Annotated in this window: 22 protein-coding genes and 1 riboswitch; of the genes, 9 read left to right on the plus strand and 13 right to left on the minus strand. The window is 74.2% G+C overall.

Annotated elements, in window-relative coordinates; all coding sequences use genetic code 11:
* Positions 1–148: 148 nt before the first annotated feature.
* Positions 149–1,387, minus strand: a complete 1,239-nt coding sequence (mycP, locus tag ACIA6B_RS11745) for a type VII secretion-associated serine protease mycosin (RefSeq protein WP_396772673.1) — start codon at positions 1,385–1,387, stop codon at positions 149–151.
* A gap of 59 nt (positions 1,388–1,446) precedes the next feature.
* The gene (locus ACIA6B_RS11750; RefSeq protein ID WP_281943321.1) at positions 1,447–1,791 is read right to left on the minus strand and encodes a helix-turn-helix domain-containing protein; all 345 of its coding nucleotides are present in this window, start codon (positions 1,789–1,791) and stop codon (positions 1,447–1,449) included.
* 170 nt (positions 1,792–1,961) lie between these two features.
* On the opposite strand from ACIA6B_RS11750, the gene ACIA6B_RS11755 reads away from it, so the two are divergent.
* A complete protein-coding gene (locus tag ACIA6B_RS11755) occupies positions 1,962–2,615 on the plus strand; it encodes a carbonic anhydrase (RefSeq protein ID WP_396772674.1) in 654 nt (217 codons plus the stop codon).
* A 56-nt stretch (positions 2,616–2,671) separates the two neighbouring features.
* Here the strand turns inward: ACIA6B_RS11755 and ACIA6B_RS11760 are convergent, their stop codons facing one another.
* The 3 genes from ACIA6B_RS11760 to ACIA6B_RS11770 form a co-directional block, all read right to left on the minus strand.
* The gene (locus tag ACIA6B_RS11760; RefSeq protein WP_281943317.1) at positions 2,672–3,697 is read right to left on the minus strand and encodes a hypothetical protein; all 1,026 of its coding nucleotides are present in this window, start codon (positions 3,695–3,697) and stop codon (positions 2,672–2,674) included.
* Between the two features lie 3 nt (positions 3,698–3,700).
* A riboswitch (cyclic di-AMP (ydaO/yuaA leader) is annotated at positions 3,701–3,832 on the minus strand.
* Between the two features lie 154 nt (positions 3,833–3,986).
* On the minus strand, positions 3,987–5,294 hold the full coding sequence (locus tag ACIA6B_RS11765; protein ID WP_396772675.1) for a YibE/F family protein: 1,308 nt from the start codon (positions 5,292–5,294) through the stop codon (positions 3,987–3,989).
* A 243-nt stretch (positions 5,295–5,537) separates the two neighbouring features.
* Positions 5,538–5,837 carry a metal-sensitive transcriptional regulator gene (locus ACIA6B_RS11770; protein WP_281943313.1) on the minus strand — a complete coding sequence of 100 codons (300 nt, stop codon included), beginning with the start codon at positions 5,835–5,837 and terminating at the stop codon, positions 5,538–5,540.
* 79 nt (positions 5,838–5,916) lie between these two features.
* On the opposite strand from ACIA6B_RS11770, the gene ACIA6B_RS11775 reads away from it, so the two are divergent.
* The 4 genes from ACIA6B_RS11775 (at position 5,917) to ACIA6B_RS11790 (ending at position 9,670) form a co-directional block, all read left to right on the plus strand.
* Entirely contained in the window at positions 5,917–6,123 is a 207-nt protein-coding gene (locus ACIA6B_RS11775) for a heavy-metal-associated domain-containing protein (RefSeq protein ID WP_396772676.1), read from the plus strand.
* Between the two features lie 34 nt (positions 6,124–6,157).
* Entirely contained in the window at positions 6,158–7,144 is a 987-nt protein-coding gene (locus tag ACIA6B_RS11780; protein ID WP_396772677.1) for a hypothetical protein, read from the plus strand.
* A gap of 16 nt (positions 7,145–7,160) precedes the next feature.
* Positions 7,161–9,416 carry a heavy metal translocating P-type ATPase gene (locus tag ACIA6B_RS11785; protein WP_396772678.1) on the plus strand — a complete coding sequence of 752 codons (2,256 nt, stop codon included), beginning with the start codon at positions 7,161–7,163 and terminating at the stop codon, positions 9,414–9,416.
* An 80-nt stretch (positions 9,417–9,496) separates the two neighbouring features.
* The gene (locus ACIA6B_RS11790) at positions 9,497–9,670 is read left to right on the plus strand and encodes a CsbD family protein (RefSeq protein WP_396772679.1); all 174 of its coding nucleotides are present in this window, start codon (positions 9,497–9,499) and stop codon (positions 9,668–9,670) included.
* An 88-nt stretch (positions 9,671–9,758) separates the two neighbouring features.
* Here ACIA6B_RS11790 and ACIA6B_RS11795 read toward each other — a convergent pair whose 3' ends face one another.
* The 4 genes from ACIA6B_RS11795 to ACIA6B_RS11810 all read right to left on the minus strand — a co-directional run bounded on the left by ACIA6B_RS11795 (position 9,759) and on the right by ACIA6B_RS11810 (position 13,402).
* Entirely contained in the window at positions 9,759–10,394 is a 636-nt protein-coding gene (locus ACIA6B_RS11795) for a dihydrofolate reductase family protein (RefSeq protein WP_396772680.1), read from the minus strand.
* A gap of 29 nt (positions 10,395–10,423) precedes the next feature.
* Entirely contained in the window at positions 10,424–11,668 is a 1,245-nt protein-coding gene (locus tag ACIA6B_RS11800) for an RNA polymerase sigma factor (RefSeq protein WP_396772681.1), read from the minus strand.
* Entirely contained in the window at positions 11,665–12,024 is a 360-nt protein-coding gene (locus ACIA6B_RS11805; RefSeq protein WP_396773139.1) for a YciI family protein, read from the minus strand. The genes ACIA6B_RS11800 and ACIA6B_RS11805 overlap by 4 nt, the downstream gene beginning before the upstream one ends.
* A gap of 178 nt (positions 12,025–12,202) precedes the next feature.
* A complete protein-coding gene (locus ACIA6B_RS11810) occupies positions 12,203–13,402 on the minus strand; it encodes a DUF2786 domain-containing protein (RefSeq protein ID WP_396772682.1) in 1,200 nt (399 codons plus the stop codon).
* A 140-nt stretch (positions 13,403–13,542) separates the two neighbouring features.
* Here ACIA6B_RS11810 and ACIA6B_RS11815 point away from each other — a divergent pair, with 140 nt between their 5' ends.
* Positions 13,543–14,403 (plus strand): DUF3152 domain-containing protein, encoded by an 861-nt coding sequence (locus ACIA6B_RS11815; RefSeq protein ID WP_396772683.1) that lies wholly within the window; start codon positions 13,543–13,545, stop codon positions 14,401–14,403.
* 44 nt (positions 14,404–14,447) lie between these two features.
* Complete coding sequence (locus ACIA6B_RS11820; RefSeq protein ID WP_396773140.1) at positions 14,448–15,425, plus strand: aldo/keto reductase; 978 nt, start codon at positions 14,448–14,450, stop codon at positions 15,423–15,425.
* A gap of 3 nt (positions 15,426–15,428) precedes the next feature.
* Here ACIA6B_RS11820 and ACIA6B_RS11825 read toward each other — a convergent pair whose 3' ends face one another.
* On the minus strand, positions 15,429–15,854 hold the full coding sequence (locus ACIA6B_RS11825) for an ATP-binding protein (protein WP_396772684.1): 426 nt from the start codon (positions 15,852–15,854) through the stop codon (positions 15,429–15,431).
* Between the two features lie 66 nt (positions 15,855–15,920).
* Complete coding sequence (locus ACIA6B_RS11830) at positions 15,921–16,667, minus strand: SAM-dependent methyltransferase (RefSeq protein ID WP_396772685.1); 747 nt, start codon at positions 16,665–16,667, stop codon at positions 15,921–15,923.
* 173 nt (positions 16,668–16,840) lie between these two features.
* On the opposite strand from ACIA6B_RS11830, the gene ACIA6B_RS11835 reads away from it, so the two are divergent.
* Positions 16,841–17,872 (plus strand): poly(3-hydroxybutyrate) depolymerase, encoded by a 1,032-nt coding sequence (locus tag ACIA6B_RS11835; protein WP_396772686.1) that lies wholly within the window; start codon positions 16,841–16,843, stop codon positions 17,870–17,872.
* A 69-nt stretch (positions 17,873–17,941) separates the two neighbouring features.
* Positions 17,942–18,160 carry a hypothetical protein gene (locus ACIA6B_RS11840; protein ID WP_281943282.1) on the plus strand — a complete coding sequence of 73 codons (219 nt, stop codon included), beginning with the start codon at positions 17,942–17,944 and terminating at the stop codon, positions 18,158–18,160.
* A gap of 14 nt (positions 18,161–18,174) precedes the next feature.
* Here the strand turns inward: ACIA6B_RS11840 and ACIA6B_RS11845 are convergent, their stop codons facing one another.
* Entirely contained in the window at positions 18,175–18,885 is a 711-nt protein-coding gene (locus ACIA6B_RS11845) for a GAF and ANTAR domain-containing protein (RefSeq protein WP_396772687.1), read from the minus strand.
* A gap of 174 nt (positions 18,886–19,059) precedes the next feature.
* Positions 19,060–19,506, minus strand: a complete 447-nt coding sequence (locus tag ACIA6B_RS11850; RefSeq protein ID WP_396772688.1) for an STAS domain-containing protein — start codon at positions 19,504–19,506, stop codon at positions 19,060–19,062.
* Between the last annotated feature and the right edge of the window lie 72 nt (positions 19,507–19,578).

Raw genomic sequence — 19,578 nt, forward strand, 5'->3', positions numbered from 1 at the left:
GGCTCGGGTCCGCCCCGGCTCGGGTCCGCCCCGGCTCGGGTCCGCCCCGGCTCGGGTCCGCCCCGGCTTGGGTCCGCCCCGGCTTGGGTCCGCCCCGGCTCGGGTCCGGCCGGCCCGGAGGCCGGGCGCGTAGCCGGGCGGTCGTGCGTCAGGCGCCCCGGGGGACGTCGCGCCGGCCGGGTCGCCATCCGCGTCGCCGGCCGCGTGCCAGGATCGGGCGCACCGTCAGCAGCACGCCGGCCAGCAGCGTGCCGACCACGGCGACCCAGATCGCCGCGGTGCGCTGCCGGGCCAGCGGGTCGGTGCGCGGGGCGGGCGGCGGCAGCGCGCCCAGCGGCGGGTCGCTCCGGGTGCCCAGCAGGCTGGTCACCGCCCGGTAGGGGTTGACCATTCCGTACCCGACCTGCGGGTTGTGCCCCTCGGGCGGGTTGTCCGCGGTGCGGGTCAGCCGGTAGGCCACCTCATCCGGGCTGATGTCCGGGTACGCGGCGCGCACCAACGCCGCCGCCCCGGAGACGTACGCGGTGGCGAAACTCGTCCCGCCCTGCGGCTCGGCGCGGTAGCCCGGACCCTGCGGCGCGGGGCCGACGATGTTCAGGCCGGGGCCGGCGATGTCCACGTAGTCCGCGCTGACCGAGCTGCCGACGTGCCCGCCCTGCTCGTCGATGCCGGCCACGGCGATGACCCCCGGGTACGCCGCCGGGTAGGCCGGCCGGTCCTCCCGGTTCTCCTGCCGGTTGCCGGCGGAGGCGACCACCACCACGCCCTTGTCGAGCGCGTGGGCGACCGCCGACCTCAACGCCGGGTCGTCCAGCGTGACCAGGGACAGGTTGATCACGTCGGCGTCGTGGTCGACCGCCCAGCGGATCGCCCGGCCGATCTCACCCGGCACGTCCGGGTCGAAATTCTCCTTGTTCTCCGCCAGCACCCGCAGCGGCAGGATCCTCGCCTCCGGCGCGATGCCGGTGTAGGGCGGGCCGCTGCCCTCCCGGCCGGCGATGATGCCGGCCACCATGGTGCCGTGCCCGACCAGGTCGCACTGCCCGCGCAGGTGGACCAGGTGGTTGAAGTCCTCGCCGGGCAGCACCCGGCCGCGCAGCAACGGGTGGGTCGGTGAGACACCGGAGTCGACGACCGCGACGGTGACGCCCCGCCCCTTGCCGACCCGCCAGGCGGCGGCCGGGTCGAGCCGGCTCAGCGCCCAGGGTGCCTCGGTGGGGGCCGGCCCGCCGGTGGGCCCGCACTTCGGTGCCGCCACCGCCGGGGCGGGCACCGCCGCCGCACCGGCGACGAGGACGGCCACCGCCGCTCCGGACAGGACGGACCTGACCCGGTGGCCGGCCCGGGCGCGTCCCGTCGTCCGGCCCGGCCGCAAGCTGTCGCGCACGCGGTGAGATTACCGTCGTGGCCGGTCGCGTGCGGGCACGGACGGCCACCCGGTCGTGGTCATCGCTCGGGGGTGGCGTCGGTGGCCGCCGGTTCGGCGGCGAAGAGGTCGAGCAACGCCCCGACCTGCTGGTCGGCCTCGGCGGGGTGCCGGAAACGACCGTTCGGGTTGATCGTGTACTCGTTGCGCCGACCCACCCGGGTGCGGTGGAGGTAGCCGCCGGCCTCCAGGTCGGCGACGATCGCCTGGGCCGCCCGCTCGGTGACGCCCACCTCGTCCGCCACGTCCCGCAGCCGCGCGGTGGGGTTGCGCGCGATGGCCAGCAGCACGTGCCCGTGGTTGGTGAGGAAGGTCCAGTGCCGGCGGCTCCCGTCCTCGCCTGGTGTGGTCGCCATGGTGGTCATCGTATGGCGTGGCGGGCGATGGCCCGGACCCGGAGCGGGTCGAGTCATAACGCATGAAATGCGTATCACGAAATCTTGACGTGCCATCGGTCTCGTGTGACGGTGGGTCGCGAGGCCGACACCGCCGACCGCCGGCCCGGTCGTTCCGCCCGAGGACGAGGTGAGCAGCGATGATCCCGAGCACTCCCGACGAGGCACTCGCCGAACTACGGGCCGGTAACCACCGGTTCGTCACCGGCGTGCCGCAGCATCCGAACCAGGACGCCGGGCACCGGGCCGCGGTCGCCGAGGGCCAGCACCCGTTCGCGGTGATCGTCGGCTGCTCCGACTCCCGGCTCGCCGCCGAGATCATCTTCGACCGCGGTCTCGGCGACCTCTTCGTGGTGCGTACCGCCGGGCACACCGCCGGCCCCGAGGTGCTCGGCAGCGTCGAGTACGCGGTGACCGTGCTCGGCACGCCCCTCGTGGTGGTGCTCGGCCACGACTCGTGCGGCGCGGTCCAGGCGGCCCGCGAGGCGGTCCGCACCGGCTCCGCGCCGGCCGGGCACCTGGGCGCGGTGGTGGACGCCGTCTCGCCCAGCCTGCTCCGGGCCGCCCGGCAGGAGGTCGAGGACCTCGACGGCATCATCGACATCCACATCGCGCAGACCGTGGAGACCCTGTTGGCCCGCTCGACGGTGCTCGCCGAGCGGGTGGCCGCGGGAGCGTGCGCGGTGGCCGGCATGTCGTACCGGCTCAGCGGCGGCGAGGTGCGAACGGTGGCGCAGTCCCCGGCCCCGGTGCCCGCCCCGGCCGCACCGGCGGACCCGGCGCTCGCCGGCTGACCACCCCCGGACACACGGAAGGGGCCGCCCGGAGGCGGCCCCTTCTCGCGTACGCGTCAGAGCAGTGACATGTGCACGTGGTCGGTGTGGTTGGAGGGCCCGCTGTAGGAACTCCAGCCGGTCGCCGGGAACCAGATCTGCCGGTTCCAGATCACGTAGTAGATGCCCAGCCGGTCGGCGTTACGGATGAGGAAGGCGGCCACCTCGTTGCCGTACCGGCGGGTGTCGTTGTTGTGCCACGGCGAGAAGCCGCTGTTCTGCAACGACCAGTCGCACGCCTTGCCCTTGGGGTGCTCCCACGGCCCGCCGGGGCGGTAGCAGCCCACGAAGCGGTTGAAGCCGGCGCGCTTGACCTCCTTGTACGCGTGCAGCGTGCGCGGCGTGACGCAGCCGGAGGTGGTCGGGTCGTTCTCGCTGCACGACTCGGACTTCCATCCGCCGTCGGCGGTGCGGCCGGGGCCGATCTTGGCAACCGGGGAGGTGGCCGAGACCAGGCCACCGGTGAAGTCCAGCCCACCGACCAGCTTCAGCGCCTTCTGCGCCTCGACCTTCTCGCGGGCCATCGCGTTCGTCTGCTTCTCCTGCTCGCGCACCTCGGCGTCGAGCGCGATCTTGGCCTGCTCGGCGCGCGTCTTCACCGCGTTGATGGCGGCGAGCCGCTGCCCGTTGAACAGGTTGAGTTCGTCCAGGGCACTGGCCCGACGGACGAACGAGTCGGGCGAGTCGCTCTCCAGCAGCATCGCCATCGCACCGACCCGACCGGTGCGGTAGGACTGCGCGGCGATCTCGGTGACCTGCGGGCTGAGCGCGTCCAGCTCGTTCTGCGCCGCCTTCACCTCCAGCGCGAGCTTGAGCTGCCGCTTGCGCGACGTGTCCAGCTTGGACTTGGCCTGGAGGTAGGCCCGGTTGGCGGCGGTGACGGCCTCGCTGATCAGCGGTGGGTCGTCGTCCTCCGAGTGCCCCGAGGGGTTGGGGGCGGCGGTGTGCGGAGCCGCCGACGCCGGGGTCGGCCCGACCAGCACGGCGAGCGCGGCGAGCACGGCCACCACGGGTGTCAAGCAGCGGCGCAGGGGTGCCGTCACAGTGTTCCCTTCCGTCGGCCGCCGACCGGGTTAGCTGACGGGTTCGGGACGGAAGCGGCCCCTACCGCTGACGCGGATTCACCCCATGTACCTGGTTCCCCGGCTCGCCCGGAGGCGATTGGGCGGCGGCACCGCAGGCGCGGGTGCGCGCCTTCGGCGGTGACCGGCAGCGAGGTTACCCGAGATGTCGACCGGGGATCTACGCCCGGAAGCCGACCAATCGCGAGAATTCGACATTGCCCAGCGTGACCAGCATCGCGTTTCCCGCGCGCCGTCACGCTGCGGAGTGTCACCATGCGACATCCGTACTTCCCCGGTGGTCGGGCCGCCGTTCGGCCGACGTCCCGCCGAGCGCCTCCAGCGCCTCGCGGCGGGCCGCGGGGGGCCGGCCCGGCGGCGTCGGCGACGCCCCGGTCGCCGGGCCGTGCCGTCCGGCGGTGGCCACGACCGCGGCCAGCGCGGTGGTGAGCGGTACGGCGGCGATCAGGCCGAGGGTCGCCACCGCGCTGCGGACGATCTCCTGGGCCAGGAACTCGCTGGTGAGGATCTCGCTCACCGGGCGGGAGTCGGCCACCAGCAGGAGCAGCAGCGGCAGCGAGGCGCCCGCGTACGCCAGCACGATGGTGTTGACAGTGGACGCGATGTGCGCCCGGCCCACCCGGGTCGCCGCCCGGTAGAGCTGCCGTCGGGACAGGTCGGGGTTGGCGTGCGCCAGCTCGGTGACGGTGGCCGCCTGGGTGACCGTGACGTCGTCCAGCACTCCCAGCGAGCCGATGATGATGCCGGCCAGCAGCAGGCCGTGCAGGTCCACGCCGCCCTGGAACATGGAGAGCGTGGTGGCGTCCTCGCTGCCGAAGCCGGTCAGGTGGGTGGCGGCGGTGGCGAGCGTGCCCAGCACGCCGGTGACCACCAGGCTGCCGAGCGTGCCGAGCACCGCCACGGACGTCTGCGCGCTGATCCCGTGGGTCAGGTAGAGCACCACGAACATGATCAGCGCGGCGCCGACGATCGCCACCGGCAGCGGGGACCGGCCGGCGCCGATCCCGGGCAGCACGAAGCCGAGCAGGATGGCGAAGCTCGCCACCAGGCCACCCAACGCGGCCAGCCCGCGCCAGCGCCCGAACGCCACGATCGCGGCGGCGAAGAGCGCCACCAGCCAGATCAACGGCGTGGCGCGCTGGTGCTCGGCGATGTTGTACGCCTTCACCGACGGGTCGGCCGGGTCGGTCAACTCGACCAGGATCACCTCGTCGCCGACCTCGACGCGGGGTGCCCCGGGCCCGTCCGGGATCGGCGTCTCGACCTGCCGGCCGGCGTCCGGGCCCTGCTCCGCGGCGACCGTCACGGTGCCGCACCGGCCGCCGCCGCCCGCGGGGGCCTCCGGCGTGGGCGGACAGGGCTCGGTCACCACCCGGGTCACCGTGCCGTGGTGGCGTGGCACGTTCTCGGCTTCGGCCGGCTCCGGGCCGCCGCCCCGGGGCCAGAGCACCAGCGCCGCGAGCACGGTGAGCACGAAGAGCGGCACCACGGTCGCGAACAGGAGCCGGCGTACGCCCGGCGGCGCGGCGGGGGCGGGACGGGTGTGGTCGGCGCCCACGGCGGCTCTCCCTACGGGTCGCGGCGCACCGGTTCACCGGCCCGGTCGTCCACCGGCCGGCGCGGACGCGTCCTGTCCACGCCCGGGGTCGCCGCCGGGTCATGGTAGCCACCCCACCTGCGCGATCTTGCAGTTACGGCCTCGGCAAGCGGCGCGAACGGGGCATCTCTTGGGCCGCAACTGCAAGATCGACGGGGCGGGGCGGGGCGGGGCGGGGCAGGGAGGGGAGGGGAGAGGGCTGGGTCAGCCGCGTTTCATGAGGCGGCCCACTGCGGCCATCATCTCGGTGGCCATCTCGTCGGCGCGGCCCTCGGCGGCGCCCTCGTGCATGCAGTGCCGGGCGTGGCCGTCGAGCAGGCCCAGCGCGACCTTGTCCAGCGCGGCCTGGATGGCGGAGATCTGGGTCAGCACGTCGATGCAGTAACGGTCGTCCTCGACCATCTTCTCGATGCCCCGGACCTGTCCCTCGATGCGGCGGAGCCGCGCGAGCAGTTGGTCCTTGCTGGCGGTGTAGCCCCGGACCGGGGTGGACGGCGTGGTCATGCGTCGAGGATACCGTACCCCTCGGGGGTATGATACCGTTCGACTCGTACCCCCAGGGGGTATCTGATCGGAGGGCGAGATGGACACCACCTACCAGGTGCAGGGCATGACCTGCGGGCACTGCGTCAACGCGGTCAGCGCCGAGCTGAGCGCGCTGCCGGGCGTCACCGACGTCCAGGTCGACCTGGCCACCGGCCGGGTCACCGTCACCAGCCGGGAACCACTGGACGCGGACGCCGTCCGCGCCGCCGTCGACGAGGCCGGCTACGACCTCGCCGGGGCGTGACGGGTCCGCGGACCCGCAGAACCGAGGAGGCACCATGAACACGGCGACGAAGCTGAGTGGCTTCGCGCTCGGCCTCGCGACGGTGTTCGCCGGGGCGTACGGGATCGGTCACGTGGCCGGTCCCGCCGCCCCGGCCGCCGAGATCCGGCACGACACCACCGACACCGACCACGACTCCGGCACCGCCGACCACGGTGAAACCGGCCACGGCGACGGGGACACCGGCGACGGGGACACCGGCGGCGCGCACCTGCCCGGCGGCCTGCTGGTCTCCGAGCGGGGCTACACGCTCCAGCCGGTGACCGCCCCGGCCGGCGAGTTCGCGTTCCGGATCACCGGCCCGGACGGCGCACCGGTCACCCGCTACGACGTGGCGCACGACAGGCGCATGCACCTGATCGTCGCCCGCCGCGACCTGTCCGGCTTCCGGCACGTGCACCCGGAGCTGGCGGCCGACGGCACCTGGCGGGTCGCCTCGCCGCTCGCCGGGCCCGGCGTCTGGCGGGCGTTCGCCGACTTCACGCCGACCGGCGGCGAGCCGCTGACGCTCGGCGTCGACGTCACCGTCCCCGGCCCGCTGGCCGCCCGGCCGCTGCCGGCGCCGGCCACCACCGCCACTGTCGACGGCTACACGGTCACGCTCACCGGCACGCCGGAGCCCGGCCGCACCAGCCGGCTCACGCTCACCGTCAGCCGGGCCGGTCGCCCGGTCACCGACCTCCAGCCCTACCTCGGCGCGTACGGGCACCTGGTGGCGCTGCGCCAGGGCGACCTGGCCTACCTGCACGTGCACCCGGAAGGCACGCCCGACGACGGGCGCACCCCCGCCGGGCCGGCGGTCACGTTCGCGGCCGAGGTGCCCTCCGCCGGGGCGTACCGTCTCTACCTGGACTTCCGTCACGGCGACGCGGTGCACACCGCCGAGTTCACCGTCCTGGCCGGCGCCCAGCCCGCGCCGGCACCCACCACCGCACCGACCCCGGACGCCGGACACGGCACGCCGGGGCACGGGCACAGTTGACCGGGGAGGTGTCGCGATGACCACCACGGGAAAGACGCTGCCGACCGCGCCGAACCTGATCGAGCTCGCGATCGGCGGCATGACCTGCGCGTCCTGCGCCGCCCGGATCGAGAAGAAGCTCAACCGGATGGACGGCGTCGAGGCCACGGTGAACTACGCCACCGAGAAGGCCACCGTCCGGTACGCCGACGACATCGCGCCGGCCGACCTGATCGCCACCGTGGAGAAGACCGGGTACACGGCCGAGGTGCCGCCGCCGCCCGCCCGCGCCGGGGAGGTCACGGCCGCCGAGCCGGTCGACGAGCTGCGGGTTGCGCGTACCCGGCTGTGGGTCTCCGCCGTGCTGACGCTGCCGGTGATCGTGCTGGCCATGGTGCCGGCCTGGCAGTTCGACTACTGGCAGTGGGCCTCGCTCACGCTGGCCGCGCCGGTGGTGGTCTGGGGCGGGCTGCCGTTCCACCGGGCCGCGCTGGTCAACCTGCGGCACGGCGCGGCGACCATGGACACGTTGGTCTCCCTCGGCACGCTGGCCGCGTTCGGCTGGTCGCTCTGGGCGCTCTTCCTCGGCGACGCCGGGATGCCCGGGATGACGCACCCGTTCCGGTTCGCCATCACCCGCGGCGACGGCGCCGGCAACATCTACCTGGAGGCCGCCGCCGGGGTGACCGTCTTCATCCTGGCCGGACGCTACTTCGAGGCGCGGGCCAAGCGCACCGCCGGCTCCGCGCTGCGGGCCCTGCTGGAGTTGGGCGCGAAGGACGTGGCAGTGCTGCGCGGCGGGTCGGAGGTCCGGATCCCGGTCGACCAGCTCGCGGTCGCCGACCGGTTCGTGGTCCGGCCCGGCGAGAAGATCGCCACCGACGGCGTGGTCGAGGAGGGCACGTCGGCGGTCGACGCCAGCATGCTCACCGGCGAGTCGGTGCCGGTCGAGGTCGGGCCGGGCGACGCCGTGGTGGGCGCCACCGTCAACGCCGGCGGCCGGCTGGTGGTCCGGGCCACCCGGATCGGCGGCGACACCCAGCTCGCCCAGATGGCCCGGCTGGTGGAACAGGCGCAGACCGGCAAGGCGGCGGTGCAGCGCCTCGCCGACCGGATCTCCGGCGTGTTCGTGCCGATCGTGATCGCCCTGGCCGCCGGCACGCTGGGCTGGTGGCTCGGCACCGGCGCCGGGCCGACCGCCGCGTTCACCGCCGCCGTGGCCGTGCTGATCATCGCGTGCCCGTGCGCGCTCGGCCTGGCCACCCCGACCGCGCTGCTCGTCGGCACCGGGCGCGGCGCGCAGCTCGGCGTGCTGATCAAGGGACCGGAGGTGCTGGAGTCCACCCGCCGGGTGGACACCGTGGTGCTGGACAAGACCGGCACCGTCACCACCGGCCGGATGACGCTGGCCGAGGTGCTGCCCGCCGCCGGCGAGGACGCCGGCGAGCTGCTCCGGCTGGCCGGGGCGCTGGAGGCGGCCTCCGAGCACCCGATCGCGCGGGCGGTCGCCGAGGGCGCGGCCGAGGCCGGTCCGACGCCCGCCGTCGGCGACTTCGCGAACGCCGAGGGGCTCGGCGTGACCGGCACGGTCGACGGCCGGAGCGTGGTGGTCGGGCGGCTCCGACTGCTGCGGGAGCGCGGTCTCGACGTACCCGAGGCGGTCGTGCGCGCCGCGACCGGCGCGGAGGCCGCCGGCCGCACGGCGGTCCTGGCCGGCTGGGACGGGCGGGCCCGGGGCGTGCTCGCGGTGGCCGACGCGGTCAAGCCGACCAGCCGGGCGGCGGTCGACCGGCTACGCGGCCTGGGGCTCACCCCGGTGCTGCTCACCGGTGACAACGCCACCGTGGCCGGGGCGGTGGCCGCCGAGGTGGGCATCGAGGAGGTGATCGCGGAGGTGCTGCCCGCCGACAAGGTGGCCGTGGTCGAGCGGCTCCAGGGCGAGGGCCGGGTGGTGGCCATGGTCGGGGACGGGGTCAACGACGCCGCCGCGCTGACCCGCGCCGACCTCGGGCTGGCCATGGGCACCGGCACCGACGTGGCCATCGAGGCCGCCGACCTGACGCTGGTGCGGGGCGACCTGCTGGCCGCGGCGGACGCCATCCGGCTCTCCCGCCGCACGTTGACGATCATCAAGGGCAACCTGTTCTGGGCGTTCGCCTACAACGTGGCCGCGCTGCCGCTGGCCGCCGCCGGGCTGCTCAACCCGATGCTGGCCGGCGCGGCGATGGCCTTCTCGTCGGTGTTCGTGGTGGCGAACAGCCTGCGGTTGCGGCGCTTTCGCCCGATCGGGTGACGCCGGGCACCGGCATGGTTGGGCGGGCGACCGGTTGGGTAACTCGTTGTCGTCACGCAACTGTTGAGCTGGAGGTTCCCATGGGTCTCGACGACAAGATCGACAACGCTTCCCAGGACACCGCGGGCAAGGTCAAGGAGGGCCTCGGCCGGGCGACCGACAACGAGCGCCTCGAGGCCGAGGGCCGCAACGACCAGGCCGGCGCCAAGCTCAAGCAGGCCGGCGAGAAGATCAAGGACGCCTTCAAGAGCTGACGTACGCTCGCACAACCCACCGGGCCGGCCTTCGGGCCGGCCCGGCGTGCTGCGTGGCCAGGGACGGTGGTGCCGACCCGCTGCCGGATCAGCGCGGCACGCGGTAGCGGATGTGGGTGACGGTGGGACCCGCGACCACCCGCTCCGGCGTCAGGGTCACGTCCAGCGGTCCGTCGAAGAGCGGCGTGCCGCCGCCCAGCACGATCGGCACCATGTGCAGCCAGAGCGAGTCGAGCAGGCCCGCCGCCAGGTAGCCGCGTACCGTGCCGCCGCCACCGGCCACGCAGACGTCGCGGTCACCGGCCGCCTCCCGGGCCCGCTCCAGCGCCGCCTCGGCGCCGTCGGTGACGAAGTGGAACTCCGTGCCGCCGGCCATCAGCAGCGACGCCCGCGGGTGGTGGGTCAGCACGAACACCGGGGTACGGAACGGCGGATCGGCACCCCACCAGCCGGTCCAGGCCCGGTCCCACGGCCCCTCGCCGCCGCCGAACATGCGCCGGCCCATCACGTACGCCCCGACGCCGGCGGTCATCTCCTCGACCACGTCGGCGTCGACGGTGCGTTCCCCGCCGGTGAGGGCGTGCTGCGCGCGCCAACTCTCGGTGGCGAACGCCCACTCGTGCAGCCGCAGGCCGCCCTGCCCGAGCGGATCCTGCACGCTCTGACCCGGCGCGGCCACGTACCCGTCCAACGACATCGACAGTTGACTGGTGACCTCTCCCATGAGGGGTGGACCCGCCGGGTCGGCGGAACTCATCGCTCGGCGGCCAGCCGCGCGGCGCGTACCTCCAGGTAACGCCGCTCGGGCAGGCTGGTGGTGGCGCGGGCGGCGGCCAGGTAGGCGGTCCGGGCGTCCGCCCGGTCGCCGGCCAGTTCGAGCAGGTGGGCGCGGACGGCGGCGAGGCGGTGGTGGCCGGCGGTCCGGTCGTCGGCGTGCAGCGGCGCGAGCAGCGCCAGGCCGGCCCGGGGGCCGTCCACCATGGCCACCGCGACCGCCTGGTTGAGCGTGACCATCGGGTTGGGCGCGAGCCGGGCCAGCACCCGGTAGAGCGCCACGATCTGCGGCCAGTCCGTGGCCGCGGCGGTGGGCGCCTCCGCGTGCACCGCGGCGATGGCGGCCTGCACCTGGTACGGGCCGGGCGCCGACCAGGTCAACGCGTCCGTCACCAGCGCGATCCCCTCCGCCACGGCAGCGGTGTCCCAGCGGGTGCGGTCCTGCTCGGCCAGCGGCACCAACTCCCCGTCCGGGCCCACCCGGGCGGCCCGGTGCGCGTCGGTGAGCAACATCAACGCCAGCAGCCCGGCCACCTCGCCCTGGTCCGGCAGCAGCCGGTGCAGATCCCGGGCCAACCGGATCGCCTCCCCGGTCAGCTCGACCCGGTGCAGCGCCTCCCCGCTGGACGCGGTGTAGCCCTCGTTGAAGACCAGGTAGAGCACGCGCAGCACCGCGCCCAGCCGTTCGTCCCGGTCAGCGCCCGACGGGAGCGTGAAGCGGGCCCCGGCCGCCTCGATCCGCTGCTTGGCGCGGCGGATCCGCTGGCTCATCGTCGCTTCCGGCACCAGGTACGCCCGCGCGATCTCGGCGGTGCTCAACCCGCCCACCGCGCGCAGCGTGAGCGCCACCTGGGCGTTGAGCGGCAGCGCCGGGTGGCAGCAGAGGAACAGCAGCCGCAACGTGTCGTCCCGGCTCGGCGGCTCCTCGTCGGCGGGCGGGGCGACCGCCGCGTACGCCGGCTGCCGGACCGCCTCCGCGACCTCGCGCGCCCGACGGGCGTGTTCGCTGCGCCACTCGTCGGTGAGTCGGCGGGTGGCCACGGTGACCAGCCAGGCGCGGGGATGCTCCGGCACGCCCCGCGCCGGCCACCCGGTGGCGGCGGCGAGCAGCGCCTCCTGGACCGCGTCCTCGCAGGCGTAGAACTGGCCGTGCCGGCGGACGAGCACGCCGAGGACCTGCGGCGCGAGTGTCCGCAGCAGATCCTCGACCGCCCGGGAGGTCACATCTCCGTCCCGGCCTGCTCCATCACCGCGCGCACCTCCAGCACGCCGAAGCCGAGCCGCACGTCCGGCCAGCTCGCGGCGATCTCGACGGCCCGCTCCGGGGTCTCGCAGTCGACCGTCAGGTAGCCGGCGAACTGCTCCTTGCTCTCCACGAACGGGCCGTCGATGATCTCCGTGCCGCCGCCCGCGGAGCGTACGGTCCGGGTCTGCGACGGGTCGGCCAGCGCCTCCCCGCCGACCAGCTCACCGGACTCGGTCAGCGCCTTCATGATCTCGTCGACCTCGCCGAAGATCGCGGTGCGCTCCGCCTCGGTCAGCTCGTCGGCGAAGCCGGGCCGGTTCCAGATCAGCAGCATGTACTTCACGGTCCACTCCTCGGGTACGGGCCACCGTCGGTGGCGCCTCACGGACGGGTCGGAGCCGACCGGCCCGATCCGACACGGGGGAGACGCCTCTTTCGGTGCATCTGACGTCGCTCCTACCACGACAAACGCACCCGAACCTCGCACGCCTCGCGTCGCGCGGGAAGACGGGTCAGCGTGGGCCGCGCAGCGGACGAGGGGCGGGGCGGCCGGCGTCCAGGGAGGCGCGGTCGGCGGCGGTGGCGCCGGAACTCCACCCCTCCGTGTCACGCACCTGGAGCCGGTGCCGGGTGGTGCCGGGAAAGAGCTGGTCGGCGCGTTCCCGGACGGCGTCCGTCCGGGCCGCCAGCACCGGCAGCAGCCGGTCGTCGGCGTGTTCCTCGGCCGCCGCCGTGCTGGCCGCCCGCAACCGCTCCCCGATCCGCAGCGCGAACGCGTTGAGGAACGACTCGTCGTAACCCTTCGTACGCCGGCCGCCGCCCCTGCCGCGTCCACCGCGCTCGCCGCGTCCACGCAGCATCGCGGCGGTGGCCTGCACCAGCAGCGACGTGTGCAGCAGCTCGACCGCGGCCAGGTCGGCCGGGAACCCGAGCACGGTGGCGAAGCCCAGGTCGTCGGACCACACCGACTCGCACCGGTTCGCCGCCGCCACCTCCTGGATCAGCAGCGCCTTCGCCGCCGCGTACGGGGCGTCGGTGCCGAGGCGCATCCCGCCCGGCTGGTCGGGCCGCTCAGCGCTGGCGGCGAGCAGCGCCGCGTCGATGCTGTGCCGGGCCATCAGCTCCTGCGCCTTCGCGGTGAACGCCTCCGCCTCGGCCGGGTAGCCGCTCGACTCGGCCTTGGCCAGCAGCGCGCGTACCCGGTCGAGCATCCGGGAACCGGTAGCCGGCACGGCGGCGAGCGGGACGGCGGCGGCGCCGGGCGGTGGCCGGAGCACCGCGATCGGCGGCAGTGACTCGACGAGCACCAGCGCGTCGACCGCGTCCCGCAACGCGGTGATCCGGTCGCCGTCGGCGCGGCGGTCCAGCCAGCCCGCGTCGGCGTCCCAGCGGGCGGCCAGGTCGGTGAGCTGCTCGTCGAACCAGGCCGGCACCGGTGCGGGCAGCGCACGCCGCTGGGCGGCCAGCGTGTCGCGCAGCAGCCGGGCGCCCCGCGCGGTCAGCCGGCGGGTGGCGAGCCGGTCCACGTCGACCGGCTGCCAGCCGCGTGGCCAGAGCCGCCCCACGGCGCGGGAGAGCCGGGCGAGCAGCGCCGCGTCCACCGCCGCGCCGTCGCCCACCACCAGAGCGTCGAGGGCGCGCTCGGCGGCGCGTACGTCGGTGCCGCGCGCCGCCGCGAGGGCGTCGTCGAGCAGCGTCTCGGCTGGTGACACGGGTGGCTCCCCCTGGAATCCGACAGGCGGCAGGTCGTCCACCCCGGCACAGACGGTACCCGGCCCTTCCGTTCAACCGTTCGGACCTGGTATCCGTACTCCTGGCCGGAACGCGGGCGGGGCGACGGACGGAGAGCGACGTGGGCGGGCGGGACCGGGGCGTGCACCGCCGCCGACGACGGTCGAGGGCCGGCCTCCACGCGTTCGCGGCGGTGCTCGTCGTGACCGGCCTCACGGCGGTCGGTGGGTACGCGGTGCGACGCCACCCGGAGCTGCTGGCCTCGGTCGGGGTGGACCGGACCGTGCCGGCGGCGATGCCGTCCGTGCGCCCGCCGGTGGCGACCGCCCCGCCGGCGAAGGTCGCCCCGTCGCCGGTCCCGGCCGCCGGCCGGGTGCCACCCGCCATCGGCTATCCGCTCCGGGGCGGGGGCGGGTTCCGCACCGCCGACACCACCGGCGCGGTCGCCGGGCGCGGCGGTGAGCTGCTGCGTTACCGGGTCGCGGTCGAGGACGGCATCCGCAACGTGGACGTGGAGCGCTTCGCCCGGGAGGTCGCGGCGACGCTCGCCGACCCGCGCGGCTGGACCGGTGACGGCCGGTGGCGGCTGCAACGGGTGGGCCGGGAAGCGCCGGCCGACTTCACCGTGTTGCTGACCACGCCGGTCACCCGGGGCGAGCTGTGCGGCGACCCGACCGACCGCTACACGTCCTGCCGCAACGGCGACCGGGTGGTGATCAACGTGGCCCGCTGGGTGTACGGCGTGCCGCACGTGCCCGACCTCGCCCTCTACCGGCACTACCTGCTCAACCACGAGGTGGGCCACCGGCTCGGCCACGGCCACGAGCGTTGCCCCCGCTCCGGCGGCCCGGCGCCGGTGATGGTGCAGCAGACGCTCGGCCTGCACGGCTGCACGCCGAACGCGTGGCCGCTGGTGGGTGGCGAGCCGCTGGCCGGCCCGTCCGGGCAGTACGACGACCCGATCCCGGCCGGGGACCACTGACCACCGGGCTGCGGAGCGAGTACGGCGGTGGTGAGATGGACCGCATGGATTACGTGACGTTCGGCTCCACCGGCCTTCAGGTGTCCCGGCTCTGCCTGGGTTGCATGAGCTACGGCGAGCCGGGACGGGGCACGCACCCGTGGTCGCTGCCGGAGGACCACGCCCGGCCCTTCATCAAGCAGGCGCTGGAGCTGGGGGTGAACTTCTTCGACACCGCCAACGTCTACTCCGACGGCACCAGCGAGGAGATCGTCGGCCGGGCGCTGAAGGACTTCGCCGACCGCGACGAGGTGGTGATCGCGACGAAGGTCCACGGCCGGAGGGGGTCGGGACCGAACCGGGGCGGCCTGTCCCGCAAGCACATCATGAGCGAGATCGACGCGAGCCTGCGCCGGCTCGGCACCGACTACGTCGACCTCTACCAGATCCACCGTCTCGACCCGGCCACACCGATCGAGGAGACGCTGGAGGCGTTGCACGACCTGGTCCGGGTCGGCAAGGTCCGCTACCTCGGCGCCTCGTCGATGTACGCGTGGCAGTTCGCCAAGGCGCTCGGGCTCGCCGAGCGGCACGGCTGGACCCGGTTCGTCTCCATGCAGAACCACTACAACCTGATCTACCGGGAGGAGGAGCGGGAGATGCTGCCGCTCTGCCTCGACCAGGGCGTCGCGGTGATCCCGTGGAGTCCGCTGGCCCGCGGCCTGCTGACCCGCGACCCGGGGGAGCGGACCGCGCGGGCGGACACCGACGAGTTCGGCCGCAAGCTGTACGCGCGTACCGAGGAGCACGACCGGGCGGTGGTCGACGCGGTGGGCCGGGTCGCCGCGCAGCGTGGCGTGCCGCGCGCCCAGGTGGCGTTGGCCTGGGTGGCGCGTCATCCGGCGGTGACCGCGCCGATCGTCGGGGCCACCAAGCCGCACCACCTGACCGACGCGGTCGCCGCGCTGGAGATGGAGTTGACCGACGCCGAGGTGGCGGAGCTGGAGGCGCCGTACGTCCCGCACCCGGTGTCCGGTTTCTGAGCCCTACCGCGAGAACGAGGCCCAGATGTGCTTGGTGGTGTCGGTGGCGTACCAGCCGACGTCGAGCGAGATCGACTGGGCCAGGAACAGCCCGCGCCCGCCCGAGTCGAGCGGGTGGATGTCGGTCAGCTCCGGCACCGAGCTGATGTCGTGGTCCGCCACGTCGAGCAGGAAGCAGTCGTCGCTGGCCAGCAGCGTGACGATGGTGGGGGGTCGCCCGTGCCGGAGCGCGTTGCTGGACAGTTCCGTGGCGACGAGCAGCACCATGTGCGGCACCTCGTCCAGGTCTTCGCCCTGTACCAGGCCGTGCCGGTTCAGTGCGTCACGTAGGGAGGCGCGCACGTCACGGAGTTCCGCGGGGCTGTCGAGCACCCACTGCTCCAGCTCAGCGGCCTGTGGTGGCGGCGGCGACGTGCGCAACTGTCCCATGATCTGTCTTTACCCTGCGTAGCGATCTGCTAAGCCCGGTCGTCCGTTGTCGGCGGGTCCGGGGCATCAGCGGCGCATCAGCGCGAACACTCCCCAACCCAGATACTCGCGCTGGAAGCGGACGTACCGCAGCGGGTCCTCGGTCAACTCCTGCCGCAGCTCCGGGGCCAGCTCGTCGTCCGGGTTGGCGTCCAACCAGCGGCGCAGGTTCAGCCAGTGCGCGGCGGCGTAGCGGTCCCAGCTGTCCTGGTCGGCGAGGACCATCTCGACCAGGTCCCAGCCGCACGCGCCGAAGAGCCGGACCAGGCCGGGCAGGTCGTGGAACTCGTCCCGGGACCGGGCGTGCGAGCCGGTCACGGTCTCGGCGTCGGGTGGGTCCCGCCGCCAGTAGGGCTCGCCGACCAGGGCCAGGCCGCCGGGGCGCAGCGCGTGGTCGAGCAGGTCCAGCGTGCCGGGGACGCCGTCCCCGATCCAGGTCGCGCCGACGCAGGCGGCCACGTCGACCGGGCGTTCCGGAACGTACGCGGCGGCGTCGCCGTGCACGAACCGGACCCGGTCGGCGACGCCCAGCTCGGCGGCGCGCTCCCGGGCGGCGGCGGTGAACGCGGTGCTGATGTCGACGCCGGTGCCGGTGACGCCGTGGTCCCGGGCCCAGGTGCAGAGCAGCTCGCCCTTGCCGCTGCACAGGTCGAGCAGCTCCGCGCCGGGCGGGAGCCGCAGCGCCCGGCCCAGCGTGGCCAGCTTGGCCTCGTCGATCGGGTTGAGGACGCGCAGGTCGCCCTCGCGGATGGTGAAGCTCCGTGGCAGGTCCATCCGTCGGGACGCTAGTTCGGGCCGCGGCGACGGTCCAGGGGATTTTTCGGGGTGGCCGGCCCACACCGCCCCGACGGGCGAGGTGGCGACCGCGCGGATATCTGCCGTGGTCGATGTCACGCTAGCGTGCCGGCACGCCGGTCGTCCCACCGGCGCTCGGACGGGAGAACGCCATGAAGACACCGTGGAAAGCCGTCACCACCCTCGCCGCCGCGCTCCTGCTGGTCCTGCCCGGTGGCGTCGCCGCCCGGGCCGCGAGCACTCCGTACACGAAGGCTCCGGTCGCCGGCACGCTGCGGGCGTACCCGGTCTCCGCCGTCTACGTCGCCGGGGTCTCCTCCGGCGGGTACCTGGCCACCCAGCTCCAGGTCGCCTACTCGGCCCGGATCCGGGGCGCGGCGATCTTCGCGGCCGGGCCGTACTACTGCGCGCAGAACAGCGTCCCGCAGGCGCTCTACGGCTGCGGCGACAACATCTACCCGACGTATCTGGGCAACCTGGAGGCGTACACCCGCGCCTGGGCCTCGTCCGGCTGGATCGACGGCACCGGCAACCTGGCCGGCCAGCCGGTGTACGTCTACCACGGCGCCAACGACGCCACCGTGAAGAAATCGGTCACCGACGACCTGGTTCGCTACTACCAGGACTTCGGCGCCGGCGTCCGCTACGACTCCGGCGGTTCGGCCGGGCACTCCTGGGTCACGCCCTACGGCACGGTCGGCTGCACGGCCACCGCCTCGCCGTTCCTCGCCGACTGCGGCACCGACCCGCAGGGCGCGTTCCTGGCCCACCTGCTCGGTCCGGTCGCCGCGCCGAACACCGGCCCGCTCGGCGGCACGCTGATCCGTTTCAGTCAGGACGGCTTCGCGGTCAACGGCTGGGCCAACGGGCTGAGCATGGACGGCAACGGCTTCGCGTACGTGCCGGCTGCCTGCGCCGCCGGCACCACCTGCCGGCTGCTGGTCGCGCTGCACGGCTGCGCCCAGGGGTACGCCCGGGTCGGCACCGCGTTCGTCGACCGGGCCAACCTCAACCAGTACGCCGACACCAACCGACTGATCGTCCTCTATCCGCAGGCGATCGCCTCCGGAGTCAACCCGAACGGCTGCTGGGACTGGTGGGGCTACCTCGGCACGAACTACCCGATCAAGGGCGGTGCCCAGGTCGAGACCGTGCTGAACATGGTCCGCCAGCTGGACGGCTGACCCCGGGTGCGGTCCGGCCCGTACCCCCGGGTCTGGGCCGGACCGGGTCACCTGCGGTACGGTCAGTTCATGGTCGTGGAGGAACATTGGTGGAACGGCGTCAACATCCCCCGCGGGCGCCGCGACGTCTACATCTGCACCGACGGACAGCAGTGGCAGGTCCAGGCCCAGATCGGCGGCGCCGCCGGCCGGTCGAAGATCCAGCAGTGCCCGAGCCGCGTCTCGGCGAGCATCCTCGCCGGGGCCTGGCGATCGGGCGGCACCGGTTGGCGGGAGATGCCCCGCTGATCCGGGCGCGGCGGTCAGTCCCGGCCGCCGTGCACCGCCCGGTCGACGAGTGACTCGGCCACCTCACGCAGCTTGCGGTTGGAGTCCTGCGACACCCGGGCCAGGATGGCGAACGCCTCCTCGGCCGAGCAGCGCCGCTGGCCCATGATGATGCCCTTGGCCTGCTCGATCACCGCCCGGCTCTGCATCGCCTCCTGCATCTGCTGGGCGAGCGTGGCGGTGCTCTCGTAGAGGTGCACGTTGGCCAGCGCGATGGCGGCGTACCCGGCCAACGTCTGCGCGAGTTCGACCTGGTCGTCGAAGACGCCCGCCACGGCGGCGTAGATGTTGAGCGCGCCGACCATCGCCTCCTGGATGGGCAGGCCGATCGACAGCGAGCTGGCCGCGCCCGCCTCGTGGGCCCGGCCCGCCCACTCCGGCCAGCGGCTCTCCGTCGACATGTCCGGCACCAGCATGGCGGTGCCGGTGGTCGCGGCGTCCAGGCACGGTCCGCGACCCTGCTCGTACTGCCACTCGTCCAGGGTCAACGCCAGGTCCCCGGTGTGGGCGGCGGTGTACGCCTGCGCGCCCTGGACCAGGGTGACCGAGACCTCGGCGGTGCCGTGAATGGTGTCCTTGGCGACCTGTGCGATGGTCGACAACACCACGTCGAGGTCGACCTCGTCGTACTTGATCCGCCCGAGTCTGATCAAGGCTGCGGCGAGGTCGGGGTGGGCCTGCGGCATGAGCTGTGACGTCCTTGTGCGAAGCGCCGTCGGCCCAGGGGGGTGGGACGGCGGGTGGCGGGGAGGACGGCCCGCAGTCGCGGACCGCTGTCCCGATCCGACGGACCGGGACATGCGCCGCTTCTTGACGCGCGTTCGTGACGCCCCGGCCGGGGCGTCAGTCACGGGTCAACTCTACGACCCGGCGCGGGCCGGGACGACGGGACGTGCCGGCGCGTCGCCGGTGACCCGGGCGCGTGGACGGTCGACGACCTCGAACATGCCGAGCGTGCCGGTGATCTCCAGAACCCGGCGGACCACCGACGAGGGGCGGCAGAGCGTGAGTCGGCCGCTTCGCTCGGTCAGCGCCTGGTGGGCCCGGACCAGCGCGTCGGTGCCGTTGGCGCCGAAGAAGGTGACCGCCGAGAGGTCCACCGTCACCGTCGGTGTCCGGGCCGCGACGTTCTCCAGCAGCTCCGCGAGCAGATGGGCGTTGCTGAGGTCGACCTCGCCGACCACCTCGACCCGGGTCAGGTTCCCGCGGACCTCGCAGCTCAACCACATGATCGGGTCGTCGGGCCGGAGCGACCCGGAGGCGGTCGGCACATGATGACGGCCGAAGCCCGGCAGATTTTTCGACATGGCACCTCCCACGCGACGAATCGGCGGACGCTCCCCGGCCGGGAGAACACGATCGACCGTGAGCGGGTGGAG

It is taken from the genome of Micromonospora sp. NPDC051141 (assembly GCF_044455765.1).
Classification (GTDB): Bacteria; Actinomycetota; Actinomycetes; order Mycobacteriales; family Micromonosporaceae; genus Micromonospora.